Source organism: Corynebacterium pygosceleis, from assembly GCF_016595275.2.
GTDB lineage: Bacteria > Actinomycetota > Actinomycetes > Mycobacteriales > Mycobacteriaceae > Corynebacterium > Corynebacterium pygosceleis.
The window spans coordinates 201,871-228,849 of sequence record NZ_JAENIQ020000002.1; the positions used below are offsets into that span (position 1 = coordinate 201,871).

Consider the following 26,979-nt stretch of genomic DNA (forward strand, 5'->3'; position numbering starts at 1 on the left):
GGTACCGGACACGCGTTCGTGGCTGTGGGCCGACGGATGTCCGTGGAAGGGGAAGGGGTGGTGGCACGGCGTGTGCTTCTCGTCCGACCCTGAAGATCAGCCTTCTTCGTGATCGAGCATTCCGCGGTTGATCTCACGGAGAGCAACGGTCAGCGGCTTCGCCTGATTGTCGTCGATCAGCGGGCCGACGAACTCGAAGACGCCTTCATCACGCTGATGGAGATAGCTGTTGATCTGACGCGCGCGCTTCGCGGCGAAGATCACCAGGGCGTACTTCGAGGACACCTTGTCCAGCAGCTCGTCGATCGGCGGATCGGTGATGCCGACCGGCGGGTCGAAAACGGCCTCGGTGGCGGTGATGTCATTGCTCACTGTTTAGCACCTTCAAAAGTCGGGAAAGAAAAAGTGGTTCTGGTTCGTCCGGGCCATCAGGACGGCCCGGACCGGTCAGTCGCCGGTGAGGATCGCACGGATCTGCGCGACGGCACTGTCGACGTCGTCGTTCACGACGACATGATCGAACTCGTCGGCGGAGGCGAGTTCCTCCTTGGCGGTCCGTAGCCGACGTTCGATGACGTCGGCCGGTTCGGTGCCACGTCCGGTCAGGCGTTCCACCAGCACCTCCCACGAGGGGGGAGCGAGGAACACCGTTCGGGATTCGGGCATGATCCGGGCGACGTTCCGCGCCCCGACCAGATCCACCTCCACGAGTACGGGACGCCGGAGTTCCAGCGCCTCCCGGACAGGTCCGGCAGGCGTCCCCGACCGCTGGAGGCCACCGTGGATGTCAGCCCATTCAAGCATGTCACCCGCATCGATGGTCCGTTGAAATTCCTCCGGGGTGACGTAGAGATAATCACGGCCGTGAACTTCTCCGGGACGTGGCGCACGTGTCGTCATGGACACGGAGAAGAACAGGTCGGGGACTTCATCGCGGAGCCGGTTGACCACGGTGGATTTACCGACCGCAGACGGCCCCGCGAGCACGACGAGACGTGCTGGGATCCGATCACCCGACATATCGACGACTAGTCCTCTTCGGAGAAGCCGAAACGCTCCAGAAGCGCACGACGCTGGCGGTCACCGAGACCACGGAGACGACGGGTCTGGGCGATCTCGAGCTCCTCCATGATCTCCTTGGCCTTGACCTTACCCACCTTGGGCATGGCCTCGAGAAGCGCGGAGACCTTGGTCTTACCGATGATCTCGTCACTCTGTGCCTGGGCGAGCACCTCCTTGAGGTTGGTGCCACCTCGCTTCAGCTTCTCCTTCAGCTCGGCACGTGCCTTACGGGCCTCGGCGGCCTTGGCAAGGGCATCCTTGCGCTGCTCATCGGTCAACTTGGGAAGGGCCACGGGGTTCCTCCGTTTTTCTTTTTCTCGGACAGTGTCATTGGGTCATTGGGTAGCCTCGGGATCCGGTTCTACCAGTTCTCGCCGGTCCCGACACGAATAATCTCATCAGTGTCAGCCAGCGAACTTGGAACAGTCTAACACTAGTGGCCCAAAGTCACAGGTCGGGGCCGACGACGACAACGGACGCCACCGGAAAAAAGCCTTTGACCAGTGATTTTCAGGGGTACCTCAGGCGGCCGGACCGGCGAAGATCCGCGCCTGCTGCGCACAAGCTTTCCGCAGGTCATGAACATTCGGCCCGTTCCGGAGAACGCCCCTCGAGACATTGGCGAACGCCAGCGGCTCCACACCACGGGTGAGTAACGCCACATCATCGGGCCCCGCCCCCTGGGCACCGACGCCCGGAAGGAGGACGGGCCCACCGAGCCGGTCGAGCAACGGCGCGGCGGTGACCGTCGCACCGACGACGACACCACACGGACCGTATCCCCCGGCTTCGACGAAGGGACGGTTACGGTCCGCACAGGAATCAACGACGTACTGCGCCACCGACGTGCCGTCGGCCCGGTCGGCACGTTGCACCTCGGGTCCCTCGGGGTTCGAGGTCGCGGCGAGCACGAACACCCCTCTCCCCTTCTCCAGTGCGAGGGACACCGCCGGGTCCAGTGACCCGAAACCGAGGTACGGGGAGACGGTCACGGCGTCCACGGCGAGCGGCGACTCGTCGTCGAGCCAGGCGTCGGCGTACGCGGCCATGGTGGAACCGATGTCGCCCCGCTTCGCGTCCGCGAGCACGAGGCACCCGGCGTCCCGCAGAGCGCGAATCGTCTCCTCGAGCACGGCGTATCCCGCGCTGCCGTACCGCTCGAAAAAGGCCACCTGCGGTTTGACGAGTGCCGCGCTGTCGGCGAAGGCCTCGACACAGATGCGGGAGAAGTCCGCGAGCCCGCGGGCGTCGACGGTCAGCCCCCAGTCACGGAGCAGACCCGGGTGCGGGTCGATGCCGACGCACAGTCGACCCCGGTCGGCGCCGGCGGCCGCGAGCCGGTCACCGAAGGACGGGGTCACGGTGCCGTTCATTCGGACTCCCGGACCATGTCGACGGCGTGATCGAGCTGCTGCAACGCACGCACGGTGAGTTCACCGGAACGCATGGCCTCGATGCCCTGGACGGCCGCGGTCACGCCCTGGACGGTGGTCACCAGAGGCACGCCGACCGACACCGCGGAGGAACGGATGTCGTAACCGTCGTGCCTCGCGCCGGCGGATCCGGCGGGGGTGTTGAGGATGAGGTCGATGTCGCCGCCAAGGATCCGGTCGACCACGGAGATCCTGTCGTCCCCCTCCTTGACGTCGGAGTGCTTGTACACCACCTCGCACTCGATCCCGTTGCGGCGCAGCATCTGCGCCGTACCGGAGGTGGCCAGAATCCTGAAGCCGAGGGTGGCCAGCCGCTGGATCGGGAAGATCAGGGTCCGCTTGTCCCGGTTGGCGACGGACACGAAGACCGTACCTTCGGTGGGCAGGCCGCCGTAGGCGCCGTCCTCGGCCTTGGCGTAGGCGGCTCCGAAGTTGTCCGCCAGGCCCATGACCTCACCGGTGGACTTCATCTCCGGGGACAGCAGACTGTCGAGCAGGGATCCGTCCGCCCGGCGGAAGCGGTTGAACGGCAGGACCGCCTCCTTGACCGCGATGGGTGCATCGAGCGGCAGTGAACCACCGTCGTGGCCGGTCGGGATCATGCCCTCCTCCCTGAGCTCGGCGAGTGTCGCGCCGAGGGAGATCCGGGCCGCGGCCTTGGCCAGGGGGACGCCCGTGGCCTTGGACACGAACGGAACGGTGCGGGAGGCACGGGGGTTGGCCTCGATGACGTAGAGGATGTCGTCCTTCAGGGCGTACTGGACGTTCATCAGGCCCCGGACGCCGATCCCGTGCGCCAGCTTGACCGTCGACTCACGGACCTTGGCGATGTCCTCCGGTCCGAGCGTCATCGGCGGCAGCGCGCACGCGGAGTCGCCGGAGTGGATCCCGGCCTCCTCGATGTGCTCCATCACGCCGGCGAGATAGACCTCGTCACCGTCGCACAGGGCGTCGACGTCGATCTCGATGGCGTTGTCCAGGAACCGGTCGACGAGCACCGGGTGATCGGTGGTGATCTCGGTGGCGCGGTCGATGTAGTCGGACAGCGACTGCTCGTCGTAGACGATCTCCATTCCGCGCCCGCCGAGCACGTAGCTCGGGCGGACGAGGACCGGGTAGCCGATCTCCTCGGCCACGGCGCGGGCCTCCCGGAAGGAGGTGGCGGTGCCGAAGGCCGGGGCCGGGAGCTCCGCCTTGCGCAGGACCTCCCCGAACTCGCCGCGGTCCTCGGCGAGGTCGATGGCCTCGGGGCTGGTGCCCACGACCGGGACACCGGCGTCGCGCAGCTTCTCCGCCAGCCCGAGCGGGGTCTGGCCGCCGAGCTGGACGATGACGCCCGCGACGGTGCCGGACTGCGTCTCGGCGTGGTAGACCTCCATGACGTCCTCGAACGTCAGCGGCTCGAAGTAGAGGCGGTCGGCGGTGTCGTAGTCGGTGGAGACGGTCTCCGGGTTGCAGTTGACCATGACCGTCTCGTATCCGACGCGGGACAGTTCGAGCGCGGCGTGCACGCAGGAGTAGTCGAACTCGATGCCCTGGCCGATCCGGTTCGGGCCGGACCCGAGGATGATGACCTTCTCCCGTTCGGTCTGGGGGGCGACCTCGGATTCCGCCGCCGGATCGAGCTCGTAGGCCGAGTAGTGGTACGGGGTCTTCGCCTCGAACTCCGCGGCGCAGGTGTCGACCGTCTTGAAGACGGGACGGACGCCGAGGGACCAGCGCAGGCGACGGACACCGTCCTCGCCCGCGAGTTCCGGGCGCAGCGCGGAGATCTGCAGGTCGGACAGTCCGTACCATTTCGCGGTGCGCAACAGTTCCTCGGTGAGCACCGGTGCGTTCTCGAGTGTGGAACGGAAGTCGACGAGTGCCTGCAGTTCGCCGAGGAACCAGGGGTCGATGCCGCTGGCCTCGTGGACCTGATCGACCGTGGCCCCGAGACGGAGCGCGAGCTCCGCGTCGTAGATCCGGCCCTCCGTCGGGCGCTTCAGATCGGCGAGCACCGCGTCGACGTCGGTGGCCCGGTCCCCGGCGAAGAACTCGTCGGGTTTCGTCCAGAATCCGGTCTGCTTGGTTTCGAGGGAGCGCATGACCTTGCCGAGGGCGGCGATGTAGTTGCGGCCCAGGGACATCGCCTCACCGACGGACTTCATGGTCGTGGTCAGGGTGTCGTCGGCACCGGGGAACTTCTCGAAGGCGAAGCGGGGAGCCTTGACGACGACGTAGTCGAGGGTCGGCTCGAACGCGGCCGGGGTGACGCCGGTGATGTCGTTGGTGATCTCGTCGAGCGTGTAGCCGATGGCGAGCTTGGCGGCGATCTTGGCGATCGGGAAACCGGTCGCCTTGGAGGCCAGCGCCGAGGAGCGGGAGACGCGGGGGTTCATCTCGATGGTGATGAGCCGCCCGTCGTCGGGGTTGATGGCGAACTGGATGTTGCAGCCACCGGTGTCGACGCCGACCTCACGGAGGATCGCGAAGCCCTGGTCGCGCATGATCTGGAACTCGCGGTCCGTCAGCGTCATGGAGGGCGCGACGGTGACGGAGTCGCCGGTGTGGACGCCGAGGGCGTCGACGTTCTCGATGGAACAGACGACGACGCAGTTGTCGTTGGCGTCACGCATGAGTTCGAGCTCGAACTCCTTCCACCCGAGGATGGACTCCTCGATGAGGACGTTCGCCTCCGGGCTGGCGGCCAGTCCCCCGCCTGCGATCCGTTCGAGATCCTCGTCCGTGTAGGCGAGACCACTGCCGAGACCGCCCATGGTGAACGACGGCCGGACGACGACCGGCAGGCCGAGTTCGGCGACGGTCTCCCGGACCTCGTCCATGTCGTGGCAGACCCGCGAGCGGGCGGATTCGCCGCCGATGCGCTCGACGATGTCCTTGAACTTCTGCCGGTCCTCGCCGCGTTCGATCGCGTCGATGTCCGCACCGATCAGTTCGACGTCGTACTTCTTCAGGCTGCCGCGCCGGTCGAGGGCGATGGCGGCGTTCAGTGCGGTCTGTCCGCCGAGGGTGGCGAGGACGGCGTCGACGGGGTGACCGGCGGCGCGTTCCGCCTCGAAGATCTTCTCGATGTACTCGGGCCGGATCGGCTCGACGTAGGTGTGGTCGGCGAACTCCGGATCGGTCATGATCGTCGCCGGGTTGGAGTTGATGAGGGTGACCCGCAGGCCCTCCTCCTTCAGGACGCGGCACGCCTGGGTGCCGGAGTAGTCGAACTCGCAGGCCTGTCCGATGACGATCGGCCCGGAGCCGATGACCAGGACGTGGTTGATGTCACTACGTTTGGGCATGGGTTCTTAACCTTCCGTCGGGGTGCTGCTGGTGGACATGAGCTCGACGAAACGGTCGAACAGGGGGTTGGCGTCGTGGGGACCGGCCGCGGCCTCCGGGTGGTACTGCACGGAGTACGCGAGTCCGTTGGTGAGGGCGACACCCTCGACGACGTCGTCGTTGAGGCAGGTGTGGGTGACCTTCGCTGGTCCGAAGTCTGTGTCGAACTCGACACCGGCCTCACCCTTGAGGGCGAAGCCGTGGTTCTGGGCGGTGATCTCGACGGTGCCGGTGGAGTGGTCGAGCACCGGGACGTTGATGCCGCGGTGGCCGAACTTGAGCTTGTAGGTCTCCATCCCGAGCGCGCGGCCGAGGATCTGGTTGCCGAAGCAGATCCCGAAGAACGGGATCTTCGCGGCCAGGACGTCGCGGACCGCGGCGACCATGTTGTCCGCGGTGGCCGGGTCCCCCGGTCCGTTGGAGACGAAAACACCGTCCGGCGAATAGGAGGAGATGGTCTCGAAATCCGTACCCGCGGGGACGACGACGGTGCGGATGCCGCGGGCGGCGAAGTTGCGCGGGGTGTTGGTCTTGATGCCCATGTCGAAGGCGACGACGGTGAAACGGTGTTCCCCGTCGGGTTCGACGGTGTAGGGCTCGGTGCAGCTGACCTCTCCGGCGAGGTCAGCACCGGCCATGGAAGGCTGTTCGTTGACGATCCGGACGAGTTCGTCGGTGTCCCGCTGTGCGTCGGCCCCGCTGAACACGCCCGCGGACATGGATCCGTGGTTGCGGAGGTGGCGGACGAGTGCCCGGGTGTCGACGCCCCGGATGCCGACGATCCCCTGTTTCCCCATCTCCTCGGCGAGGGTCCGTTCGGCGCGCCAGTTGGACACCCGGTGCGCCAGATCCCGGACGACGAGGCCCGCGACCCAGATCCGGTCGCCGCGGGACTCCCCGTCCTCGTCGTTCCATCCGGTGTTGCCGATCTGGGGGGCGGTCGCGACGACGATCTGGCGGTGGTAGGAGGGATCGGTCATCGTCTCCTGGTAGCCGGTCATGCCGGTGGTGAACACGGCTTCACCGAGGGTGGTGCCGGTGGCGCCGAAACCGAAGCCACGGTAGGTGCGTCCGTCGGCGAGGACGAGAACTGCTGGGATGTCGGTCCGTTGGGTGTCGACGGAGTCGCTCACGGGGCCGCCTTTCGGTGATGTGGGAAGAGAATCAGATTTATTCATCAGGCTGTATTGTATGCAATCTTGTCGTGGGGTGGCCCGGGTCAGTTCCGGGGCGCGGAGGCTTTTCCGTCGTCGCAGGTGACCCGACCCCGCAGGATGGTGGCACGAACCCTGGTGGAGAACTCCCGCCCCTCATAGGGGGTGTTCTCCGCCTTCGACGCCATGTCGGCGCCCCGGGCGGTCCACCGGGTCCCCGGATCGACGACGCACAGGTTCGCGGGTTCCCCTTCGGCGACCGGTCGACCGTGTCCCGGGAGTCGGGTGATCTCCGCGGGACGTTCGCTCATGACCTTCGCCACCCAGCGCCAGTCAGCGAGACCGGTCTCGACGAACAGCTCGGCGATGACGGCCAACGAGGTCTCGAGGCCGAGCATTCCGGGGCGCGCGTTCTCGAACTCGCAGCACTTGTCCTCGGAGCCGTGGGGGGCGTGGTCGGTGGACACGCAGTCGATGATCCCGTCGAGGAGTGCCTGCCGCAGGACGTGGGTGTCGCTCTCCTCGCGCAGCGGCGGGTTGACGCGGTACACACCGTCATAGGAGGACAGCAGTTCGTCCGTCAGCAGAAGGTGATGGGGTGTGACCTCGGATGTCAACGGGATGCCGTGTTCCCGGGCCCAGGTGAGCAGCTCCACGGTACCGGCGGTGGAGGCGTGGCAGACGTGCACGCGCCCGCCGTAGTCGCGGGCGAGCAGTGCGTCCCGGATCACGATGGATTCCTCGGCCGCCCGGGGCCAGCCCCGGAGCCCGAGTCCGGCGGCGACCTCGCCCTCGTGCGCCACGGCACCGGCCGTCAGCCGGGGGTCCTCGCAGTGCTGGGCGAGCAGCACATCAGTGCCGCGCGCGTACTCGAGGGCCCGTCGCATGATCAGCGGATCGGAGACGCAGACACCGTCGTCGGAGAACATGCGCACCTTTGCCGCGGAGTCGGCCATCATGCCGAATTCGGTGATCTCCTTTCCCGACAGCCCCTTGGTGATGGAGCCGACCGGGTGAACGTCACACAGGCCGGTGGCCTGTCCCTTGAACCAGACTGATTCGGCGATGATCGGCTGATCCGTGACCGGGTTCGTGTTGGCCATGGTGAAGACGGCGGTGAACCCACCCTTTGCGGCGGCCGCGGAACCGGTGGCGATCGTCTCGGTGTCCTCGCGGCCCGGTTCCCGCAGATGCACGTGCATGTCGACCAGCCCGGGCAGGAGCACGCCGCCGGCTCCGTCGACGCGGCGGTCTGCGACGGTGTCCGCAGGTGCGTCGAGCGAGGTGATGACACCGTCGGTGACCAGTACGTTGACCGGCTCGCCCTCACCGTAGGGGCGGACGTCGGTGATGAGGAGGGTGCCCGCCTCCGCGGGCGCGAGAGCGCCGGTGGCGGGCCGGTCGGAGGTGTGTGCTGCAGTCATGGGAATCACGTTTCCTGGGAAAGTCTGGGAAGGGTTCGGGGTGCGGCGGACCATCAGCCGGCGAGCAGGGTGAACAGGACGGCCATCCGCAGATGAACACCGTTGGAGACCTGCTGCAGCACCGCGGTCTGCGGCGCGTCGGCGACGCTGTAGTTGATCTCCATGCCACGCAGCATCGGGCCGGGGTGCATGACGATGCAGTCCTTCTTCAGCCGCGCGAGCCGGTCCTTCGACAGCCCGTACCGGTTCGCGTACTCCCTGTGCGAGGGGAAGAAACCGCCGAGCATGCGCTCCTGCTGGACGCGGAGCATCATCACCACGTCGGCGTCGGCGATCTCATCGTCCATCGACCAGGCCGTGCGCACGGGCCAGTTCTCCACACCGGTCGGCAGGAGGGTCGGCGGTGCGACGAGCACGACCTCCGCACCGAGGGTGGACAGCAGATCGACGTTGGAACGGACGACACGGGAGTGCAGGCAGTCACCGACCAGGACGATCTTCCGGCCCTCGACGGAACCGAGTCGCTGGCGGATGGTGACGGCGTCGAGGAGCGCCTGGGTGGGGTGCTGGTGCGCGCCGTCGCCGGCGTTGATGACGCTCGGCCCGTCGCCACCGGGAGCGACCCACCGGGCGAGCTGCTGCGGGGCACCCGAGGACGGGTGCCGGATGATCAGTGCGTCCGCACCGACGGCCTTCAGCGTCAGACCCGTGTCCTTCAGTGACTCCCCCTTCTTCACCGAGGACGAGGACGCGGAGATGTTGATGACGTCCGCGCTCATCCACTTGCCGGCCGTCTCGAAGGACGACCGGGTACGGGTCGAGTTCTCGTAGAAGACGGTGAAGATCGTCCGGCCGCGGAGCGTCGGGAGCTTCTTGACCTCCCGGCCTTCGAGCGCCTCCCGGAACCGGTCGGCCTCATCCATCAGACCGATGATCTGGTCACGGTCGAGATCCTTGATACTGAGCAGATGTTTCATGGGGTATCCCTCACACCCCGTCGGGGCGGGTCAGCACGACGGCATCCCGGCCGTCGATGTCTTCGAGCAGGACGTCGACGTCCTCGGAACGGGAGGTCGGGAGATTCTTCCCGACGTAGTCGGCGCGGATGGGCAGCTGCCGGTGGCCTCGATCCACGAGCACCGCCAACTGGATCACATCGGGTCGCCCCAGGTCCCGCAGGGCATCGAGTGCCGCGCGGATGGTGCGCCCGGAATACAGGACGTCATCGACGAGAATGACCGTCGCCCCGTCGATTCCCCCCGCAGGGACGTCGGTGGGTTGCAGCGCCCGGTGTCCACGGCTCCGCAGATCGTCCCGGTAGAGGGTGATGTCCAACGAACCGCAGGAGATCTCCACCCCCGAGAACTCCGCGATCTTTTCCTTCAGGCGCACGGCCAGAGGAACTCCCCCCGAGGGGATACCCAACAGGATGACCCGTCCCGACTCCACGGAGTCGAGGGCCGTCTTCTCAATAATCTGGTGCGCGATGCGCGCGACCGTCCGACTGACGTCGTCCGCTGACAGCAGCTCCGTCGTGACCGGTTGATCGTGTCCGCTCATCGTGACCTCCTTTCCCGCCTCACGGTGCGGTTCCTTAAAGGATGCCTATGCTTGAACTACGATGACCACCCTAGCACCACCGACGCCGACGGGGAACGCTCCAGCACAGCTTCCACCCGTCCGGCGGTGAAACACAGGACGGGAGCGCCAGCATGAGCCTGACGACCAGCCATTTCATCCCCTTCGACAGGGAGGACGTCTGGGACTGGCACACGCGTACCGGTGCAGTCGTGCGCCTGTCCCCCCCGTTCGCCCCCATGACCCCGATCCGGGAGGCCTCCCGCCTCTCCGACGGGACGACCGTGTTCAGTCTCCCCGCCGGCCTGAGATGGGTCGCCCGACACGACCTGTCGGGATACCGACGGGGGCACCGCTTCACGGACGTCTGCGTCTCGGCGCCACTCCGGGCGCTGTCCAACTGGCGCCACGTCCACACCTTCGCCGACGCACCCGGTGGCACGATCATCACCGACGACGTGTCGACGCGGGTGCCCGGTACGGCCCTCACCGGCCTCTTCGCCTACCGCCAGCACCAGTTGTTCGAGGATCTGAAGTTCCTCCGCAGGATGGCCGCCTTCACCCCCGACGAGCTCCGCGACGAGCGTGGCGGTGCCGGACCGTTGACCATCGCGGTCACCGGTTCCGGGGGCACCGTCGGTCGCGCACTGTGTGCCCAACTGACCACCGCCGGTCACACCGTCATCAGACTCAGGCGGGGTTCCTCGCCAACGGATGCGTCCACCCGCGCCTGGAATCCGGCGGACCCGGACCCGGAACTCCTCACCGGTGTCGACGTGCTCGTCCATCTCGCGGGGGAACCGCTGATGGGTCGCTTCACGGAGGGACACAAGCGTTCGATCCGGACGTCCCGCACCGCACCCACCAGGTACCTCGCCGACCTTGTGGCCGCCTCCCCCACCTGTCACACGATGGTCTGCGCCTCCGCCATCGGGTATTACGGCCACGACCGGGGCGATGAGGTCCTGACGGAGGCAGCCACCGGTGGCGCGGGATTTCTCGCGGAGGTGTGCCGGGAGTGGGAACGGGGGTGCGGTCCGGCCGCCGACGCTGGTAAGCGGGTCGTCAACATCCGGACGGGCATCGTCCTCGCCGGTACCGGCGGGGTCCTTCCCCTCCTGAAGATGCTGTTCTCGGCGGGACTCGGCGGAAAGTTCGGGGACGGTTCCCTCTGGTTCAGCTGGATCGCACTCGATGACCTGACGGACATCTACTGTCGTGCGGTGGTTGATCCGGCGTTGACCGGTCCGGTCAACGCCACGGCCCCCGTTCCGGTCCGGAACGGGGAGATGACGGAGGCGCTCGCCAGCGAACTCAATCGCCCGGCGTTCCTCCAGATCCCGACTCTCGGACCGAAGCTCCTCCTCGGCAGTGAGGGAGCCGAACAGATCGCCCTCGCCAACCAGCGGGTGACACCCGCGGTACTGCGGGAGTTGGGGCACACGTTCCGTTATCCGACGATCGGTCGGGCGCTCGCCCACGAACTCGGTGGTGAGGAACTGCTCGGTTCGACCGGTCCGCGCCCCTGAGCCGCCCCGCCCGATCGGACGGGTGAACGTCGGGCGGAACGGGGCCCCCGGTATCATGACGCCTGACACCACCGGCGGCCCGACACCCGCCGCACTCCAGTCAGCTACACGAGGAGCTCTGCGCCAGCGTGACCGACACCATCCCGACCCCGGTCAGTCTCGACCGGGTCACCGACATCCTCGACGACCAGGACCTGAAATGGTTGTGGGACGACGAGTCCGACGACATTCTCCGAACCGGTTTCCCGAACGCCGCCTTCGCCTTCTTCGTCCGCGAGGACAGGATCCTCGCGGACGCCGTGTGGCGCGCGACCCCGCCCCGTGAACGGGCACCGGAACTGCTCGCCGCGGTCAACGAGTGGAACCTGACCCAGATCACCCCGATCCTCCATTTCTCGGAGGCACCGGACGGTTCACTGTCCGTCCACGCCCACCGCCGGCTCCTCGCCGGCGAGGGCGCGACCCGCAACCAGATCGGGGCGTTCACCATGTCCACCCTCGAGCTCACCGTGAACTGCTTCAACTGGCTCGGTACGCAGTTCCCCGACCTCGTCACCTGGCAGGAGCACAACCATGAGTAATGACACCGACACCGGCACCACCCCACCGGACGGGCAGACCCCCGGGGTCGGCCCCGTCACCTTCGACGACATCCGCGGGATCATGCGTGGATTCGGCGTCGAACTGACCATGGCCGACGATCCGACCATCGGCGGGGCGAACCTCAACGGGACCCAGGTGACCTTCGCCATCATCGGTGGCGGGGTCCTCCTGATCCGTGCCGACGTCCCCACCGGAGACGACGCCTCCGCGGGTGACCCGACGCTGTTCCTCGCGGCGAACCGCTTCAACGCCCTGAGTTTCGACGTCAAGGCGACCGTCGTCGACCGTACCGAGGAACTCATCCTCCGCACCGAGAGCGAGACGCTGCTGGCTGCGGGAATGACCCCTGCACAGCTGACCGCGTCGGTACGCTCGGGTGTCGACGTCGTCCTCGCCGCGCAACAGGCGCTGGCGGAGATCTCCGGTTCCATCCGCGACACCGCCCACGGTCAGCCGTCCACCGACGCCTGACCCCCGTTCCCACCTCTCCCGGAAAGCCGATAGCCGTGAACCCCATTCTCGAGACCGCCTCCCGTGTCCTCACGTCCGACGGACGGAACGTTCACCGGGGTGATGACGATGACCGACTCACGATCGAGACCGATACCTGGGTCCTGACGTTCACGGTCTCGGACAAGAGCTCCCTGATCGCCTCGGGCATGTGGAAACGGCTCACCACGATGGAGGATTCCTCCGCCGTGGTGGATCTCGTCCAGGCGTGGTACACGCGCGGCTGGGACATGCCCTCCGCCGGGTACAACACCGACGTCGCCCCCGGGCACATCGTCCTGGTCTCCTCCGCCGCCCTGATGTGCGCGGACCGTGTGGATGAGGCCACTGTGTCGGCTTTCGTCCGCCATGCACTCGACGGAACACGCACCCTCATGGACTACGCGGAGGAGGCCCTTCCGGGCGGGGTTCCGGCCAGACCGGCCTTCGACGTCATACCCGGCGCCGACGGGAGGGAGGGGCGGGGCCCGGGCATCGATCCCTCACACCTCCACGCTGTCCTGTCCGGGTTGGAGGGGATGGCGGTGGGGGTCACCCACGGCACGGCACGCCGGGGGCCGGTGCTCTGCACCATCTCATCGGCGGAGCACTCCCCCTGGTACCGCATCGAGGGACGCTGGCCCACGGGTCTGCCCGTCGACGACATGAACCTGCTGACCATGGCCCTCCACGTCTGCAACGAGTTCACCGTCTCCGCAGCCGGGCCGGTCGTCGACTTCGTCACCTCCCGGGGTGAAATCATCCTGAAGGCGACCGCTCTGGTCTTCTGCCCGGGCACGCTCGACGATGACGTTCTCGCCGAGACCCTCGACCGCAAGCTCCGCTGGATGCAGGCCGGTCTCCACCACGTCTCGGACCGCCTCCACGCGCCGGCGGTCTGTCCCCTGCCCTGACCCGGATCAGCTCTCCGCCAGCCGCCGCTTCTCCGCGTCGACGTCGAAGTCCGGCTCCGGCCAGTCCAGGTCCATCGAGCGCAGTGCGTCCAACAGGAGGTACTTGACCACCATCCTCGCGTACGGCTTGTCGTCACCCGGCACGCAGTACCAGGGCGCGTGCTCGGTGGAGGTCCTGCGCAGCGCTATCTCGTACGCCTCCTGGTACTCCGCCCAGTACCCGCGTTCGGTGACGTCTCCCGGATTGTACTTCCAGTGTTTGTCCGCACGATCCAGACGTTCCTCGAGATTCTCCCGCTGGAACTCCGGGCTGATGTGCAGCATGACCTTGACGATCCGGACGCCGGACTCCACGAGCTCCCGTTCAAAGTCGACGATCGCACCGTAACGACGTTCGATCTCATCGGCGGACGACAGTCCGTGGACCCGGTGGATGAGGACATCCTCGTAGTGGGACCTGTCGAACACCCCGATACGCCCGGGCCTGGGCAGCTTCTTCCGGATTCGCCACAGGAAGTCGTGGGCCAGTTCCTCCTCGGTCGGTTTACCGAAGGACGCGAGATCGACCCCCTGCGGGTCAACGAGACCCAGGACATGCCGGACGACACCGCCTTTCCCGGCGGTGTCCATACCCTGGAGGACGAGCAGGACGGCACCCGTGTCCGCCGAGACCCTGCCATTGGCGTAGAGCATCTCCTGGAGTTCCGAGAGCTCCTCGTCGATCTCGGAGAACTCCTTCCTCAGTTTGTCCCTGTCCCCCTTGAAGTTCGGGGTGGAACCGGGGTCGACGTCGGACAGGACGAAATCAGCCCCGACCCTCAGTTCCTTTGCATCGCTCGTACTGAAATTAGCCATGCCGCCATCGTAGCCGCACACGGGAAAACCCCGGCGAACGCCCTTTCGGATGTTTCGCCGGGGTTTTTCCCGCACACGGGGTCACCGTGATTCCGGTTCCCCTGCACCGTCCGTGGGAGAGGACGGGACGTGATGAGCCGGATCGCCCGGGTCCCCGGTTTCCCCGGGGGCATCCGGGTCCTCGTCACCCCCGGTTTCTTCGGCGTCCCCGGGATCGAGGAAGTCCGGGGCCTCGGGTGCGGGTTCCCCCTCACGCAGGGCGTCCAGGTTCCCCGCGACGGAGTCGAGCACCGCGTTGACGTACGCCTGGGCCGTGTCCGAGGAATAGTCACCGGTCAGGCGGACGGCCTCGTCGATCGCGGCGACGGGCGGAACCTCCGGATTGAAGAGCAGCTCCCACACGGCGACACGGAGTATCGCGCGTTCCACGGCCGGAAGACGACCGAATGTCCAGTCCTCCACCAGGTAGCGGGCGATCGTGTCATCGACGCGGTCGAGCTCGCAGGCCGTCCCCTCGACGATCGTGCGGGTGTACTCCGCGACTGGGGCGACGTCGGGTTGCGGAAGCCGGGACAGTTCGACCCGGTCATCCACGATGGCGACGGGGTCGACGTCGCGGGCTTCCGCCTCGAAGAGGATGTCGACGGCCCGACGGCGTGCGCGGAACCGTGAACCACGCCGCTTGTGGGCGGGCCTGCGGCCGGAGCTCTGTCTGTCGTTGTCAGTCACTGCTGGAATTGCCCCGGCGCTCAGTTGTTGACGCGCGACAGGTAGGAACCGTTGCGGGTGTCCACCTTGAGGACGTTACCGGTCTCGATGAACAGCGGAACCTGGATCTCCGCACCGCTCTCGAGGGTGGCGGGCTTGGTGCCGCCGGTGGAACGGTCACCCTGGAGACCGGGATCGGTGTGCTCGACCTTGAGCTCGACGGAGATGGGCAGCTCCACGAAGAGGGCCTCCCCCTCATGGAACGACACCTGGACGGTCATGTTCTCGAGGAGGAACTTCGCGCCGTCACCCATGAGGTGCTCGCCGACCTCGATCTGCTCGAAGGTCTTCGCGTCCATCAGGACGTAGGAGGTGCCGTCGTGGTAGAGGTAGGTCATGTCCCGACGGTCGACGGTCGCGGTCTCGACCTTGACACCGGCGTTGAAGGTCTTGTCCACAACCTTGCCCGAGACGACGTCCTTCAGCTTGGTCCGCACGAAGGCGGGGCCCTTGCCCGGCTTGACGTGCTGGAACTCGACGATCTGCTGCAGCTTGTTGTCGATCTTGAGCACAAGACCGTTCTTGAAGTCGGCGGTGGTTGCCACTCGTAGCTCTCCCTCGGATGTCGCGGTGCGGAAACTCACCCGGTGGAACCGGGTCTCCCGCTGGTACGGCGTATCAGCTTACATCACGCCCCGGATCAGATCACCCGCAGGTCCTTCGGCAGGCGCGTGATGACCTTCGGCGCACCGGCGGTGATGATGAGCGTGTCCTCGATCCGGACGCCACCCCGTCCCGGGATGTACACCCCGGGTTCGATGGTGAGCGTCATCCCCTCCCGCAGTTCACCGGAACCGGTCGCCGACGCCATCGGCGGCTCGTGGACATCCAGGCCGATCCCGTGTCCGGTTGAGTGCACGAAGTACTCCCCGTAGCCGGCCTCGGCGATGATGTCCCGGCAGGCCGCGTCAACCTCCCGCAACAGGGTCCCCGGTGTCGCCGCCTCCACGCCCGCGGCCTGCGCCCGGTGCACCAGACTGTAGATCTCCTCGGTGAACTCGGTGGTGTGCCCCATGATGTAGGTGCGGGTGCAGTCGGAGTTGAAACCACGGTCGTGTGCACCGAAATCGACGGTCACCAGATCACCCGGCTCGATCACCCGGTCACCCGCGCCGTGGTGGGGCTTCGCCGAATTCGGCCCGGAGGCGACGATCGTGTCGAAACTGACCCGTTCGGCACCGAGCATCCGCATGCGGTACTCGAGATCCGCCGCCACCTGACGCTCTGTACGACCGACCGCGAGTTCCCCGGCGTCGAGAACCTGCTGGAGCGCGGTCGACGCGAGCTCCGCGACACCCGTGAGCCGTTCCAGCTCGAGCTGGTCCTTCGTCAGCCGGATCTCCTCGATGAGCCCGGTGACCGGCACGAGCGTGACGTCGTCCCCGCAGGCCCCGTTGAGGGCGTCGAACTGCGCCATCGTGACGTGCGAGGCCTCGAAACCGACCCGGCACGGCCCCGTGATCTCCTTGAGCAGTTCCACGGCGACGTTCCTGGCGTTCAGGCAGTCGATGTCCGGGACCTCCTCGGCGATCTGGGTCGTGTACCGGCCATCGGTGGCGATACGTGCGGAGAGATCCTTGGACAGCACGAGGGCGCCGTTCGACCCGGAGAACCCGGAAAGGTAACGGACGTGGGTCAGGTGCGTCACGAGCATGGAGTCGATGCGTCGTCCCGCCATCTCGGCCGCGAGTGCGCGCCTACGGTTCGAGAACCGGGTATCTGCGAAAAAAGTCACGATGTCACCATGCCTAACGTGGTTGCGGTTTCGGTGTCCGGCGCCCGGTGGGGCAATTCAGGCCGCCGACACGACGTTCTCCCCACAGGTTAACCTGTCGTGCCCCACCCCGGCGCCGGGGGCGTACGGCGTTGCGTCACGGGGGTGACCGGTGAGTCTCCGGCCGCCGCCGAAACCCCCGGCACGGGCCCGCGACGGTACCGGCTCAGTGGCCCGCGGCCAACCGGCGCAGGGCGAGGGAGTAACCGTCCGTGCCGAGCCCCGCGATGACACCGAGGGCGATGGGTGAGAGGTACGAGTGTGCGCGGAACGGCTCACGGGCGTGGACGTTGGATATGTGCACCTCGATGAAACCGGCGCCGTCGGCGATCTCCGCGAGGGCGTCACGCAGCGCCACGGAGGTGTGTGTCAGGCCTCCGGGGTTGATGATGACGGCGTTACCGGCATCGGCCGACTCATGGATCCAGTCGATCAGCTGCCCCTCCCAGTTCGACTGTCGGCATCTGACGGTGACACCGAGCTCATCCGCCAGTTCGGTGAGTCGGTCCTCGACGTCGCAGAGAGTCGTGGATCCGTAGACCTCGGGCTGCCGTTTGCCGAGACGGTCGAGGTTCGGGCCGTTGTAGACGTCGATGGTGCGCATGTGGAAGATCCTAGACAGTGATCGCGGTGTACGCCGCTTCGAGACTCTCCGCCGACGGCCCCTCTATCCGGGTGGTCCGGCCGACGTCGGTGAGTGCCACGAGCCGGATGTGACCGTCGCGGTTCTTCTTGTCCCGGGTCATCCCCGCGTACAGGTCCTCGAAGCAGCCGGAATCATAGGTTGTCGGGAGCCCGACCGAACCCAGGATACGGCGGTGCCGTTCCACGAGGTCCCCGGTGATGAGTCCCTCCCGGAGGCTCAGCTCAGCGACGAACATCATGCCGACGGCGACGGCCCTGCCGTGACGCCACGCGAAGTTCTCCCGGAGTTCGACGGCGTGACCGAAGGTGTGGCCGTAGTTGAGGATCTCCCGCAGACCCGACTCCTGGAGGTCCTCGGAGACGACACGCGCCTTCACCGCCACCGACCGCGCGATGAGCTCCGGCAGATGGCCGTCGGGACGCAGACAGGCCCGGGGATCCGACTCATAGAGCTCGAGGATCCTCGGATCGGCGATGAAACCGGTCTTGATGATCTCCGCGCTGCCCGCGATGATCTCGTCGGCCGGGAGTGTGAGCAGCCGGTCGAGGTCGATGAAGACGGCGGCCGGTTCATGGAAGCAACCGACGAGGTTCTTCCCCGCCGCCGTGTTGATCCCGGTTTTGCCTCCGACCGCCGCGTCGACCATCGCGAGGAGTGTCGTCGGGACCTGGATGACGGCGATACCGCGCATCCAGGTCGCCGCGATGAATCCCGCGAGATCGGTTGCGGCTCCCCCTCCGAGGCCGATGACGACATCCCTGCGTCCCATCCCGGAGCGTCCGAGCTCGTCCCAGCACGCACCGGCGCTGGTGAGGGTTTTCCCCGCCTCCGCGTCCGGGATGGTGTGGCGCACGACCTCGAGCCCCGCAGTCTCGAGGGCACGCTGGAGACCGTCCGCCACGTCACCGAGCGCCTCCTGGTGGAGAACGGCCGCCTTCCGTGCGCCGGGCAGTTGTCCGGCGCACGCCGCGATGGCGTCGTCCATGTTGTGACCGATACGGACGGTGTACGGGGACGGGCCGGTGACGGCGATCGTTGACTCAAAGGTGCCGGCGGTACTCACGGTGGGGGCCTTTCACGTGTGGGGCGGAGGGAGGGGGCGGTGTTCAGACTTCGGAGTCGAGGTACCCCAGGACATCGGCGACGATCTGCTGGGGCGTACGACCGTCGGTCCGGGCACGGAAACTCGCGACCTCGCGGTAGAGGTCACGCCTGGATTCGAGGAGCTCCGTGTAGCGTGCGAGCGCATCCTCACCGTCGAGCACCGGCCGGTTGCTTCCCGCGGTCCGGCGGACCCCCTCCTCCGCGGACACGTCCAACCAGATGACCTCGTGGTCGTCGAGGAGTTCCCGGGTCGCGCGGGTGACCACCGCACCACCACCGAGACTCACGACACCGTTGTGCCGGAGAGCGGAGGCGACGGTCTCGGCCTCTAACTCACGGAAGCCGGACTCCCCGAGTTCGGTGTAGATGTCTCCGCAGGGTTTTCCCCGGTCCTGTTCCATCATCTGGTCGGTGTCGATGACGGTCGTGTTGAGTGCACTGGCCAGACGGCGACCTATGGTGGACTTCCCGGCGCCGGGGGGACCGACGAGTACGACACGGGGCGTGGACATCAGTTCTCGAACTCCAGACGCTCGGCGACACGGGAAAGATAGCCCTCGATGTTGCGGGTGGTCTCCGTGAGACTGTCACCACCGAACTTGGTGAGCACGGCCCGCGCCAGGACCAGCGCGACCATCGCCTCCGCGACGACTCCCGCCGCGGGAACCGCACAGACGTCACTTCGCTGGTGGATCGCACTGGCGGGTGCCCCACTCGCCATGTCGACCGTTCTGAGCGCACGCGGTACCGTCGAGATCGGCTTCATGGCGGCTCTGACGACGAGGGGTTGACCGTTGGTCATGCCTCCTTCGAGTCCCCCGGCCCGGTTCGTCGTTCGGGTGACGCCGTCACCGGTCCGGACCATCTCGTCATGGGCCGCGGTACCCCGGCGACGGGCCTCGGCGAAACCGTCGCCGATCTCCACCCCCTTGATCGCCTGAATTCCCATGAGCGCCGCGGCCAGCTGAGCATCGAGCCGGTCCTCCCCCGAGACATGACTGCCCAGTCCGACGGGAAGACCGTGGACGACGACCTCGACGACCCCGCCCAGCGTGTCCCCGGCCTTCTTCGCCGCCTCGATCTCCGCGATCATGGAGCTCTCCGCCTCCGCGTTGAACGCCCGGACCGGTGAACCGTCGATGGCCTCGAGGTCACTGAAGGCTGGGATCGGCGCATCATCGACGGTCGTTGAGTCACCGATGGAGATGACGTGGGAGAGGACCTCGACACCGAGGGTCTCCCGGAGGAGGTTCCGTGCGAGGGTGGCCGCCGCGACCCTGGACGCCGTCTCCCTCGCGGAAGCGCGCTCGAGAACCGGGCGGGCCTCATCGAAGTCGTACTTGAGCATGCCCGCGAAATCGGCGTGGCCGGGTCGGGGACGCGTCAGTTTCGCGCCCCGTCCGGAATTCATCGCCCGGGCCACGTCCTCGTCCTCCGGATCGATCGGATCCGCGGACATGATCGTCGTCCACTTGGGCCACTCGGTGTTGCCGATCATGATCGCGACCGGGCCGCCGATGGTCCGTCCGTGCCGGACACCGGTGAGCATCGTCACGTCGTCGGCCTCGAACTTCATGCGGGCACCCCGCCCGTAGCCCAGGCGCCGGCGCGCGAGTTGGGTGGAGATCTGATCAGTCGTCACAGGGACGCCCGCCGGTAGGTGCTCCACCATCGCGATGAGAGCCTGACCGTGGGATTCCCCTGCTGTAGTCCATCGAAGCATGCGCTCATTGTTCCATGCCCGCGCCGGGACGTGTCACGAGGGTCCCCCAAGGGTGCCTGCGGTCACAGAGGTCCGGTTGACAGGATCGTGGGGAGCAGGACGAGGAAACTGCCCGCGAACATCGCGGGACCGTGCGGAACCGAGTCCCTCCGGGTGCACAGGAGGAACGCCGCACTGAGAACCCCAGCGAACATTGCGGCACGGAACCCCGCGGTGAATCCACAGGTCACCGTCACCGAGATACCGAGGGAGACAGCCAGCTTCATGTCCCCTCCCCCGATCCCGCCACCCGACGCCGGGGCGACGAGAAGATACACCAGGAACCAGCCCAGTCCGGGAAGCAGACACCCGGGGGCGAACCAGCAGGCCACGGTGATCGCGGACACCGCCGGAGGAAGGGTCAGACCGTCGGGAAGCCGCCGGTGCCGGACATCATGATGCACGAGGAGACACACCCAGGCGGCGAGAACGGGAACTGTCAGCAGGTGGATCATCCACCGGACGGTAGACCCCCGGAGGCCGGGCCGCTCCCCCAACGTTCGTCTTCTGTGGACAACCGCACCGGACGGGTCAGAATACGGTGCCCGCCATCATCACGACAGCGAAGATGAGCAGTGGCAGCACCGCGAGGTGATAACAGGCGAACGTGACGGTCACCCACGTCGGGGGTCGGTTCATCCGGAGGATCTCCAGATGCCGTGCGTAGATGACGGCGTTGACGACGAGCGACACCGTACCGAACGTGAGGTAGCTCAGCTCAGCGAAGGGTCGTGTCTCCGGGTCCAGACCCGAGAGGAGGACAACCGGCAGGAAACCGACGGGAATCAGCAGGGCCACGAGGAGATGCCGGGACCAGGGTCCCGGGGTCCCCCGCCACCCGTCGGTCCGGACCGGACGACTCATACCCCACGATTCCGTTCGCGGAGCGCCGCGGACAGCGCCTCACGCATCGTGCCGCGCGGAGCGGCGACCCCGGTGAACTGCTCGAACTGACTGAACGCCTGTCCAGCGAGCATCACGTCACCACCGACCACCGGGAATCCCGCGTTCCGGGCGGCGAGAGCCAACGGTGTCGGCCACGGATCATAGATGACGTCCACGACAGGTGCCTGCGCGAGACTGTCCTCCAGACCTCTGAGCCCCACGGCCGGAACCGTGGAGAGAACGACGGTGGCACCGGCTGCCGCGGACCGGACCTCACCGACTCCGGTACCCACCCGGTGGAGCGTGATGCCCAGGGCTTCCGCCAGTGGTTCCAGCTCAGCGCTCCGGTCCGAACGGTTGACCACCGTCACCGCACGGAAGCCGGCCCGGCCCAGGGCCCAGAGCGCGGGTCGTGCCGTGCCTCCGGCGCCGACGAGCACGGCCCGCCCGTCCTCAGGCGAACGGGTGATCCCGATTTCAGCGAGGGCCTCCACGACGCCCTCACAGTCCGTGTTGTCGGCGCGCCATCCACCGGGGACACGGACCAGAGTGTTCGCGGAGCCGATCATCTCGGCGCGTGCGGTCACCTCCCGGGCTACCTCGAGTGCCGCGAACTTTCCGGGCATCGTCACGGAGAAACCGGCGAACTCCTCCGGGGTGTCCGCGAGGATCCCCGGGAGCTCCTCCGCACCACAGTCGATCCTCGTGTAGCTCCAGTCATCGAGACCGAGGGCACGGTAGCCGGCGTTGTGGATCACCGGCGAGAGACTGTGCTCCACGGGACGTCCGAGTACCGCGGCCCGGCGGCGGGGGAACTCGCTCATGGCGATTGCCTTTCAGTCGGGTGCCGCCCCACCGTGACACGGTGGGCGGGCGCCGTCAGCGGTTGGAGTCGAGGACACCGTTGTCGAGGGACTGCTGGGTGTCACGCAGATGATCCTCGAAGGTGTCGTTGAAGACCGTGGTGCCGTCGGTGTCGACGGTGACGAAGAACAGCCAGTTTCCGTCGGCCGGATTCTCCATCGCCTCGATGGCCTCTATCGACGGTGCGGCGATGGGTGTCTGCGGCAGACCGTCCATGGCGTAGGTGTTCCACGGTGTCCGGCGACCACGGTCCTCATCGGTGGTCGCGACCTCGACGTCGGTGAGACCGTAGTTGACCGTCGAATCGAACTCGAGGCGCATCGGCTCCGCGAGCCGGTTGAGGATCACCCGGGCCACCTTGTCGAAATCACCGGCGGGGGCCTCCCGCTCCACGAGGGAGGCTGCGGTGAGAAGCTCATAGGGCGTGAGGTCCATGGCCCGGGCGCGCTCGACGATCCCGGTCCTGTTGTATTCCTCGGTTCCGGCGCTGACGAGGGCACGGAGGATACCGGTGGCGTCCTGTTCGGGATTGATGACGTAGCTGCCGGGGGTGATGAGCCCCTCGAGCCGCTTCGGATCACCGTTCCGGGCCCGGACCTGCTCGTACGCCCACTCCGGGGCACCGAGTTCGGCTGGATCGGTATCCGCCGCGACACGTTCGAGTTCAGCGGCTGTGACGCAGTTGGGGGATCCCTCGGTGCAGGTGACCGCAGCGATCTTCGTGTAGATGCCGGGGCGGGTTTCTCCGCCGATGACGCGGACGTCCATCAGTGTGGCACCGCCGGGAATGTCGAGCATCTCCACCTTGTTCGCCGGGTCCACGAGTGCGTCGACCGCCGAGGTGGCGCTCATCTCCCCCTGGAGCCGGTAGAAACCGGGCTGCACCTTCGCTGCGGCGGGATTCGCACCGGCCGCGGCCTGGAAGGCCCCGTTGGACTTGACGATGCCACGATCGACGAGCTCGGGACCGAGAGCCGACACGGAGGAGCCCTCCTCGATCTGGACGAGCTGGACGACCCCGTCACCGGTTCCCTCGAAGTCCTCCGGGCCGCTCGGACCGCTGCGGGCTCCCACGATGTAGATCACCGTTCCGATGATGATGAGGATGCTGGCTATGGCGATGGCTGCACCGTACTGGCGTCGACGGACGTACCTGGGTTCCATCCTGCGCCCCCTCGGGGTGCGCCCGGAGCGTGCTCTGTTCATCTATGAACCGTCCTCAACGTCGGTGGCCGACAGGGCGTTCGCCCGGGCGTCGAGCCAGGATTGAAGTATTTCAACGGCCGCGGCCTGATCGATCACGCCGCGCCCGCTTTTCGTGGTGTGCCCTGACATGTGCAGCGCCCTGGTCGCCAGTACCGACGTCAACCGTTCGTCGGCCAGTCTGACGGGTATCGTCCGGCCCTGGTCGTCCCAACCTGTCAGCCGACGGTTGATGCGGAAGGCGAACTCCTTCGCGTGCCTGACGGATGACGAACCGTTGGCGTGGAGATCCCGGGGCAGCCCGACGACCACTTCAACGACACCGTAGTCGGCGATGAGTTCGATGAGCCGGTCGATGTCGGCACCGTCCCGGTCCTTCAGCCCGGTGACCCGGGGAACGGTCTCCACCGGCGTCGCGAGTCTGGCGTCGGAGTCCGACACAGCGACCCCGATCCGCACGGTACCGACGTCGACGCCGAGCCTGCGGCCCCTACCGGGATCGTCGGTTCCGGGTTTGTCTGGCTGAATGGACATGCTCGGGTAATCATCCTTTTCACTGGCCCGTATCGGACATCATCGGACGCTCTGGACACACACGGGGCACCCGCACCGGGAGAACCGGTCCCGATGCATCCGCTGACCGGGTGGTGCACCCGCCTCCACGCCACGACCGTAACAGAACGGTCACGACGGTGAAGGGGACATGTCCCATAAATCTATAGCAATTCCCCGCCGGGGAGGGCTCGCCGGGACGACGGCCCGCCACGGCCCGGAATGCGGCCGCACCTTCAGCGGAGGCGAAGGTCCTCCTCCACGGCCCTGAAACCGGCGTCGATACCCGATGCGTCGGAGCCCGATCCCTGCGCCATGTCGGGCTTGCCGCCACCACGACCACCGACCGGACCGCCGAAGACCTTGATGAGGTCCCCGGCACGGATCCCGCGCTCCACGGCACCGTCGGTCGCCGCGACCAGGAACGGAACCTTGCCCCGGTCGTCCGCCGTGGCGAGCACGATCACGGCGGGATCCGAACCGAGACGGTTCCGCAGATCGGTGGCGACGGTACGCAGATCCCCACCTGCGGTACCTTCCGGAAGTCGCGCGGTGAGGAGGGTCAGGTCACCGACCTGACGGGCCTGCCTCAGATAGTCGGCGGTGGCGGCCGCCAGCTGCTTACGGTGCAGCGACGCGATCTCCTTCTCGGCGGCCCTCAGCTTCTCGGTGAGCTGTGCGATACGGTCCGGCAACTCTTCGCTCGGAGCTTTCAGGGACGTCGCGAGGCCTTCCACGAGGGCCCGTTCGCGGGACAGGTACCGGAAGGAGTCCAGGCCCGAGTAGGCCTCGATCCGCCGGACGCCGGAGCCGACGGACGCCTCACCGAGGACGGACACCGGTCCGATCTGGGAGGAGTGGCGGACGTGGGTGCCTCCGCAGAGTTCCATCGAGAACGGTCCCCCGATCTCGACGACACGGACCCGGTCGCCGTAGTTCTCACCGAACAGGGCCAGCGCGCCCATGGACTTGGCCTCGTCGAGGCTCGTCTCGAAGGTGTTGACCGCCCAGTCCGCGTCCACCGCCTGGTTGGTGATGGTCTCGATCTCGGTGAGCTGCTCCGGTGTGAGTGCCCGGGCGGAGTTGAAGTCGAAGCGGAGGTAACCCGGCTTGTTCATCGACCCGGCCTGGACGGCGTTCGGACCGAGAACCTGACGCAGGGCGGCGTGGATGAGGTGGGTACCGGAGTGCGCCTGTCGGGCGGCGTGCCGCCAACCTTCGTCCACGGAGGCCAGCGCCTGTTCGCCGACACCGATCTCACCGTTCTCCACGGTCGCCTTGTGCACCCAGAGTTTCTTGCCGATCTTCTGGACGTCGTTGACGCGCAGCACGGTGTCCCCGAGGGTGATCGCCCCCCGGTCACCCAGCTGTCCACCCGCCTCCGCGTACATCGGAGTCACGTCGAGGATCACCTCGACGTCATCGCCCTCGGCCGCCCTGGTGACGGTCGCCCCACCCTGCAACAGGCCGAGAACGCGTCCCTCCGCCTCGAGGTTGTCGTAGCCCACGAACACCGTCGGGTGTTCATCGACGAATTCCCGGTAGACGGACAGATCGGCGTGACCGTGCTTCTTGGCACGGCTGTCGGCCTTCGCCCGGTCCCGCTGTTCCGCCATGAGGGCGTCGAATCCGGCGCGGTCGACCTCGAGGCCGGCTTCCGCGGCCATCTCCATCGTCAGGTCGATCGGGAAACCGTAGGTGTCGTGCAGCGCGAAGGCCTGGTCACCGGCCAACGTCCCCGCACCCGACGAGCGGACGCTCTCGGCGGCGCGCTCGAACAGGTGGGTACCCGACTCCAGGGTCCGGAGGAAGGCCTTCTCCTCGGTCACCGCCGTGTCGAGGATCCTGCCCCGGGACTCGGCGATCTCGGGGTAGGACGGGGTCATCGTGTCCATGATCGTCGCGATGAATCGTTCCATCGTCTCTCTCGTGGCACCGAGCAACCGCGCGGAACGGATGATCCGGCGCAGCAACCGGCGCAGGATGTAACCGCGTCCCTCGTTGCCCGGGGTGACGCCGTCGAGGATCAGCATCATCGCGGTCCGGGAGTGGTCGGCGATGACCCGGAAACGGATGTCATCGGCGTGCTTCGCCCCGTAGGTCGCGCCGGTCAGCTGCTCCGCGACGTCGATCACGGGCCGCAGGAGGTCGGTCTCGTAGACGTTCTCGACCCCCTGCAGCAGGCAGGCGACGCGTTCGATGCCGAGACCGGTGTCGATGTTCTTCTTCGGCAGCGGGCCGAGGATCTCGAAGTTGTCCTTGCCGATGCCCTCCCCGCGCTCATTCTGCATGAAGACGAGGTTCCAGATCTCCATGTACCGGTTGTCGTCGGCCTCCGGCCCACCGTCGGCGCCGTACTCCGGACCACGGTCGTAGTAGATCTCCGAGCACGGGCCGCAGGGGCCGGGGATTCCCATCGACCAGTAGTTGTCCGCCATGCCGAGTCGCTGGATGCGCTCCTTGGGCAGTCCGATCTTCCTCTCCCAGATCTCCGCGGCCTCATCGTCGTCGAGATAGACGGTGACCCACAGGCGGTCGGGGTCCATCCCGAAGCCCCCGTCCGCGACGGAACCGGTGAGCAGACCCCAGGCGTGGGTGATCGCGCCTTCCTTGAAGTACCGGCCGAAGGAGAAGTTGCCCGCCATCTGGAAGAAGGTGTTGTGCCGGGTCGTGATACCGACCTCCTCGATGTCCAGGGTACGGACGCACTTCTGGATCGAGGTAGCGGTTCCGGAGGGGAAGGGCGGGTTCTGCTGGCCCAGGAAGTAGGGCTTGAACGGCACCATCCCGGCGTTGACGAACAGGAGGTTGGGGTCGTCGAGGATCAACGGGGCACTGGGTACCTCGACGTGTCCAGCTTTGACGAAGTGCGCGATGAAGCGCTCCCGGATCTCGTGGGTCTGCACGGTTCTAGAATCCTCGCTGTCGTGGTTTTGGGATCGGTCCCGGACAACCTTACCCGCTCCACCCGAGCCTTCCCGCCCCGCCCCGGGAACCTGATTCCCCGCACGACGGTGCACCCCGGCCCCCGGGAAAACCCCGGACGG

General features: G+C 67.0%; 27 protein-coding genes. 4 read left to right on the plus strand and 23 right to left on the minus strand.

What is annotated here, in order from left to right; genetic code table 11:
• Positions 1 to 96 precede the first annotated feature (96 nt).
• The 9 genes from rpoZ to pyrR form a co-directional block, all read right to left on the minus strand.
• Entirely contained in the window at positions 97 to 372 is a 276-nt protein-coding gene (gene rpoZ / locus JIM94_RS04180; protein WP_200255006.1) for a DNA-directed RNA polymerase subunit omega, read from the minus strand.
• Positions 373 to 447: 75 nt separating this feature from the next.
• Complete coding sequence (gene gmk / locus JIM94_RS04185) at positions 448 to 1,020, minus strand: guanylate kinase (protein WP_200255008.1); 573 nt, start codon at positions 1,018 to 1,020, stop codon at positions 448 to 450.
• An 8-nt stretch (positions 1,021 to 1,028) separates the two neighbouring features.
• Complete coding sequence (mihF, locus tag JIM94_RS04190) at positions 1,029 to 1,355, minus strand: integration host factor, actinobacterial type (protein WP_198735979.1); 327 nt, start codon at positions 1,353 to 1,355, stop codon at positions 1,029 to 1,031.
• Between the two features lie 228 nt (positions 1,356 to 1,583).
• Positions 1,584 to 2,435, minus strand: coding sequence for an orotidine-5'-phosphate decarboxylase (gene pyrF, locus JIM94_RS04195; RefSeq protein WP_200255010.1), 852 nt, complete (start codon positions 2,433 to 2,435; stop codon positions 1,584 to 1,586).
• Complete coding sequence (gene carB / locus JIM94_RS04200; protein ID WP_200255012.1) at positions 2,432 to 5,788, minus strand: carbamoyl-phosphate synthase large subunit; 3,357 nt, start codon at positions 5,786 to 5,788, stop codon at positions 2,432 to 2,434. Before carB ends, pyrF begins: the two co-directional genes overlap by 4 nt.
• 6 nt (positions 5,789 to 5,794) lie before the next feature.
• Positions 5,795 to 7,006, minus strand: coding sequence for a glutamine-hydrolyzing carbamoyl-phosphate synthase small subunit (gene carA, locus JIM94_RS04205; RefSeq protein ID WP_200255014.1), 1,212 nt, complete (start codon positions 7,004 to 7,006; stop codon positions 5,795 to 5,797).
• A gap of 41 nt (positions 7,007 to 7,047) precedes the next feature.
• Entirely contained in the window at positions 7,048 to 8,406 is a 1,359-nt protein-coding gene (locus JIM94_RS04210; protein ID WP_200255016.1) for a dihydroorotase, read from the minus strand.
• A 53-nt stretch (positions 8,407 to 8,459) separates the two neighbouring features.
• A complete protein-coding gene (locus JIM94_RS04215) occupies positions 8,460 to 9,383 on the minus strand; it encodes an aspartate carbamoyltransferase catalytic subunit (protein WP_200255018.1) in 924 nt (307 codons plus the stop codon).
• A gap of 10 nt (positions 9,384 to 9,393) precedes the next feature.
• Positions 9,394 to 9,966, minus strand: a complete 573-nt coding sequence (pyrR, locus tag JIM94_RS04220; protein ID WP_200255020.1) for a bifunctional pyr operon transcriptional regulator/uracil phosphoribosyltransferase PyrR — start codon at positions 9,964 to 9,966, stop codon at positions 9,394 to 9,396.
• Between the two features lie 152 nt (positions 9,967 to 10,118).
• On the opposite strand from pyrR, the gene JIM94_RS04225 reads away from it, so the two are divergent.
• The 4 genes from JIM94_RS04225 (at position 10,119) to JIM94_RS04240 (ending at position 13,519) form a co-directional block, all read left to right on the plus strand.
• Positions 10,119 to 11,513 (plus strand): TIGR01777 family oxidoreductase, encoded by a 1,395-nt coding sequence (locus JIM94_RS04225; RefSeq protein WP_200255022.1) that lies wholly within the window; start codon positions 10,119 to 10,121, stop codon positions 11,511 to 11,513.
• Positions 11,514 to 11,641: 128 nt separating this feature from the next.
• A complete protein-coding gene (locus JIM94_RS04230; protein WP_200255024.1) occupies positions 11,642 to 12,094 on the plus strand; it encodes a YbjN domain-containing protein in 453 nt (150 codons plus the stop codon).
• Positions 12,087 to 12,587, plus strand: a complete 501-nt coding sequence (locus JIM94_RS04235; protein ID WP_200255026.1) for a YbjN domain-containing protein — start codon at positions 12,087 to 12,089, stop codon at positions 12,585 to 12,587. Before JIM94_RS04230 ends, JIM94_RS04235 begins: the two co-directional genes overlap by 8 nt.
• 35 nt (positions 12,588 to 12,622) lie before the next feature.
• A complete protein-coding gene (locus tag JIM94_RS04240; RefSeq protein ID WP_200255028.1) occupies positions 12,623 to 13,519 on the plus strand; it encodes a hypothetical protein in 897 nt (298 codons plus the stop codon).
• A gap of 6 nt (positions 13,520 to 13,525) precedes the next feature.
• Here JIM94_RS04240 and JIM94_RS04245 read toward each other — a convergent pair whose 3' ends face one another.
• The 14 genes from JIM94_RS04245 to alaS form a co-directional block, all read right to left on the minus strand.
• Positions 13,526 to 14,374, minus strand: coding sequence for a PPK2 family polyphosphate kinase (locus JIM94_RS04245; protein ID WP_200255031.1), 849 nt, complete (start codon positions 14,372 to 14,374; stop codon positions 13,526 to 13,528).
• Between the two features lie 81 nt (positions 14,375 to 14,455).
• Positions 14,456 to 15,103, minus strand: a complete 648-nt coding sequence (gene nusB, locus JIM94_RS04250) for a transcription antitermination factor NusB (RefSeq protein WP_200255033.1) — start codon at positions 15,101 to 15,103, stop codon at positions 14,456 to 14,458.
• Between the two features lie 20 nt (positions 15,104 to 15,123).
• Complete coding sequence (gene efp / locus JIM94_RS04255) at positions 15,124 to 15,687, minus strand: elongation factor P (protein ID WP_200255035.1); 564 nt, start codon at positions 15,685 to 15,687, stop codon at positions 15,124 to 15,126.
• 95 nt (positions 15,688 to 15,782) lie between these two features.
• On the minus strand, positions 15,783 to 16,877 hold the full coding sequence (locus tag JIM94_RS04260; RefSeq protein ID WP_267173034.1) for a M24 family metallopeptidase: 1,095 nt from the start codon (positions 16,875 to 16,877) through the stop codon (positions 15,783 to 15,785).
• A gap of 205 nt (positions 16,878 to 17,082) precedes the next feature.
• Positions 17,083 to 17,520, minus strand: coding sequence for a type II 3-dehydroquinate dehydratase (gene aroQ, locus JIM94_RS04265; protein ID WP_200255037.1), 438 nt, complete (start codon positions 17,518 to 17,520; stop codon positions 17,083 to 17,085).
• Between the two features lie 10 nt (positions 17,521 to 17,530).
• The gene (gene aroB, locus JIM94_RS04270) at positions 17,531 to 18,625 is read right to left on the minus strand and encodes a 3-dehydroquinate synthase (RefSeq protein WP_200255039.1); all 1,095 of its coding nucleotides are present in this window, start codon (positions 18,623 to 18,625) and stop codon (positions 17,531 to 17,533) included.
• A 43-nt stretch (positions 18,626 to 18,668) separates the two neighbouring features.
• On the minus strand, positions 18,669 to 19,178 hold the full coding sequence (locus JIM94_RS04275) for a shikimate kinase (RefSeq protein ID WP_200255042.1): 510 nt from the start codon (positions 19,176 to 19,178) through the stop codon (positions 18,669 to 18,671).
• Positions 19,178 to 20,389 (minus strand): chorismate synthase, encoded by a 1,212-nt coding sequence (gene aroC / locus JIM94_RS04280; RefSeq protein WP_200255044.1) that lies wholly within the window; start codon positions 20,387 to 20,389, stop codon positions 19,178 to 19,180. The genes JIM94_RS04275 and aroC overlap by 1 nt, the downstream gene beginning before the upstream one ends.
• 62 nt (positions 20,390 to 20,451) lie before the next feature.
• Positions 20,452 to 20,883, minus strand: coding sequence for a prepilin peptidase (locus tag JIM94_RS04285; RefSeq protein ID WP_200255046.1), 432 nt, complete (start codon positions 20,881 to 20,883; stop codon positions 20,452 to 20,454).
• A 76-nt stretch (positions 20,884 to 20,959) separates the two neighbouring features.
• Positions 20,960 to 21,292, minus strand: a complete 333-nt coding sequence (locus tag JIM94_RS04290; RefSeq protein WP_200255048.1) for a hypothetical protein — start codon at positions 21,290 to 21,292, stop codon at positions 20,960 to 20,962.
• Positions 21,289 to 22,137, minus strand: coding sequence for a shikimate dehydrogenase (locus JIM94_RS04295; protein WP_200255050.1), 849 nt, complete (start codon positions 22,135 to 22,137; stop codon positions 21,289 to 21,291). Before JIM94_RS04295 ends, JIM94_RS04290 begins: the two co-directional genes overlap by 4 nt.
• Positions 22,138 to 22,192: 55 nt before the next feature.
• The gene (gene mltG, locus JIM94_RS04300) at positions 22,193 to 23,383 is read right to left on the minus strand and encodes an endolytic transglycosylase MltG (RefSeq protein WP_200255052.1); all 1,191 of its coding nucleotides are present in this window, start codon (positions 23,381 to 23,383) and stop codon (positions 22,193 to 22,195) included.
• Positions 23,384 to 23,914 (minus strand): Holliday junction resolvase RuvX, encoded by a 531-nt coding sequence (gene ruvX / locus JIM94_RS04305; RefSeq protein WP_200255054.1) that lies wholly within the window; start codon positions 23,912 to 23,914, stop codon positions 23,384 to 23,386.
• A 254-nt stretch (positions 23,915 to 24,168) separates the two neighbouring features.
• The gene (alaS, locus tag JIM94_RS04310) at positions 24,169 to 26,838 is read right to left on the minus strand and encodes an alanine--tRNA ligase (protein ID WP_200255056.1); all 2,670 of its coding nucleotides are present in this window, start codon (positions 26,836 to 26,838) and stop codon (positions 24,169 to 24,171) included.
• Positions 26,839 to 26,979: the final 141 nt, after the last annotated feature.

What these genes read in the sequence shown, in the direction of transcription:
- JIM94_RS04225 (WP_200255022.1), top strand. Translation starts at nt 10,119, where the DNA reads ATGAGCCTGACGACCAGCCATTTCATCCCCTTCGACAGGGAGGACGTC.
- JIM94_RS04295 (WP_200255050.1), bottom strand. Translation starts at nt 22,137, where the DNA reads ATGAGCGAGTTCCCCCGCCGCCGGGCCGCGGTACTCGGACGTCCCGTG.
- carB (WP_200255012.1), bottom strand. Translation starts at nt 5,788, where the DNA reads ATGCCCAAACGTAGTGACATCAACCACGTCCTGGTCATCGGCTCCGGG.
- JIM94_RS04210 (WP_200255016.1), bottom strand. Translation starts at nt 8,406, where the DNA reads ATGACTGCAGCACACACCTCCGACCGGCCCGCCACCGGCGCTCTCGCG.
- JIM94_RS04285 (WP_200255046.1), bottom strand. Translation starts at nt 20,883, where the DNA reads ATGATCCACCTGCTGACAGTTCCCGTTCTCGCCGCCTGGGTGTGTCTC.
- mltG (WP_200255052.1), bottom strand. Translation starts at nt 23,383, where the DNA reads ATGAACAGAGCACGCTCCGGGCGCACCCCGAGGGGGCGCAGGATGGAA.
- ruvX (WP_200255054.1), bottom strand. Translation starts at nt 23,914, where the DNA reads ATGTCCATTCAGCCAGACAAACCCGGAACCGACGATCCCGGTAGGGGC.
- aroC (WP_200255044.1), bottom strand. Translation starts at nt 20,389, where the DNA reads ATGCTTCGATGGACTACAGCAGGGGAATCCCACGGTCAGGCTCTCATC.
- pyrF (WP_200255010.1), bottom strand. Translation starts at nt 2,435, where the DNA reads ATGAACGGCACCGTGACCCCGTCCTTCGGTGACCGGCTCGCGGCCGCC.
- JIM94_RS04235 (WP_200255026.1), top strand. Translation starts at nt 12,087, where the DNA reads ATGAGTAATGACACCGACACCGGCACCACCCCACCGGACGGGCAGACC.
- JIM94_RS04215 (WP_200255018.1), bottom strand. Translation starts at nt 9,383, where the DNA reads ATGAAACATCTGCTCAGTATCAAGGATCTCGACCGTGACCAGATCATC.
- gmk (WP_200255008.1), bottom strand. Translation starts at nt 1,020, where the DNA reads ATGTCGGGTGATCGGATCCCAGCACGTCTCGTCGTGCTCGCGGGGCCG.
- JIM94_RS04275 (WP_200255042.1), bottom strand. Translation starts at nt 19,178, where the DNA reads ATGTCCACGCCCCGTGTCGTACTCGTCGGTCCCCCCGGCGCCGGGAAG.
- JIM94_RS04245 (WP_200255031.1), bottom strand. Translation starts at nt 14,374, where the DNA reads ATGGCTAATTTCAGTACGAGCGATGCAAAGGAACTGAGGGTCGGGGCT.
- carA (WP_200255014.1), bottom strand. Translation starts at nt 7,006, where the DNA reads ATGAATAAATCTGATTCTCTTCCCACATCACCGAAAGGCGGCCCCGTG.
- aroQ (WP_200255037.1), bottom strand. Translation starts at nt 17,520, where the DNA reads ATGCGCACCATCGACGTCTACAACGGCCCGAACCTCGACCGTCTCGGC.
- pyrR (WP_200255020.1), bottom strand. Translation starts at nt 9,966, where the DNA reads ATGAGCGGACACGATCAACCGGTCACGACGGAGCTGCTGTCAGCGGAC.
- JIM94_RS04290 (WP_200255048.1), bottom strand. Translation starts at nt 21,292, where the DNA reads ATGAGTCGTCCGGTCCGGACCGACGGGTGGCGGGGGACCCCGGGACCC.